The organism is Paenibacillus sp. FSL R5-192, assembly GCF_000517845.1.
GTDB lineage: Bacteria > Bacillota > Bacilli > Paenibacillales > Paenibacillaceae > Paenibacillus > Paenibacillus amylolyticus.
The window spans coordinates 1-490 of sequence record NZ_ASPR01000034.1 but is presented as its reverse complement, the minus strand read 5'-3'; the positions used below and the strand labels follow the sequence as shown (position 1 = coordinate 490).

The window sequence follows — 490 nt, the reverse complement described above, 5'->3', positions numbered from 1 at the left end:
TATGGTGGAGGCTGAGGGGATCGAACCCCCGACCCTCTGCTTGTAAGGCAGATGCTCTCCCAGCTGAGCTAAGCCTCCGAACAACACATTTATGATCATACCATAATCTTGTTGTAAAAATCAACTTCTTTTTTGAAGTTATTATGACCCGTAGGGGATTCGAACCCCTGTTACCTCCGTGAAAGGGAGGTGTCTTAACCCCTTGACCAACGGGCCTTAATATTATGGCGGAGAGAGAGGGATTCGAACCCTCGAGACGCTTGTGACGCCTACACGATTTCCAATCGTGCTCCTTCGGCCAGCTCGGACACCTCTCCATATGGCTCCCCGAACAGGGCTCGAACCTGTGACAACTCGATTAACAGTCGAGTGCTCTACCAACTGAGCTATCAGGGAATATGCTTCAGAGATCGTTCTCTGAAAACTAGATTCGAAACGAAACACGCGAATTACAACTTGCTATTGGATAAGCCCTCGACCGATTAGTACT

The 490-nt window shown here is 48.8% G+C and carries 4 tRNA genes; all 4 read right to left on the bottom strand.

Annotated elements, in window-relative coordinates:
* Positions 1-2: 2 nt before the first annotated feature.
* The 4 genes from C161_RS19290 to C161_RS19275 all read right to left on the bottom strand — a co-directional run bounded on the left by C161_RS19290 (position 3) and on the right by C161_RS19275 (position 396).
* Positions 3-78, bottom strand: a tRNA-Val gene (locus C161_RS19290).
* A gap of 66 nt (positions 79-144) precedes the next feature.
* A tRNA-Glu gene (locus tag C161_RS19285) sits at positions 145-216 on the bottom strand.
* 9 nt (positions 217-225) lie between these two features.
* A tRNA-Ser gene (locus C161_RS19280) sits at positions 226-317 on the bottom strand.
* A gap of 3 nt (positions 318-320) precedes the next feature.
* Positions 321-396 (bottom strand) — tRNA-Asn (locus C161_RS19275).
* Positions 397-490 lie beyond the last annotated feature (94 nt).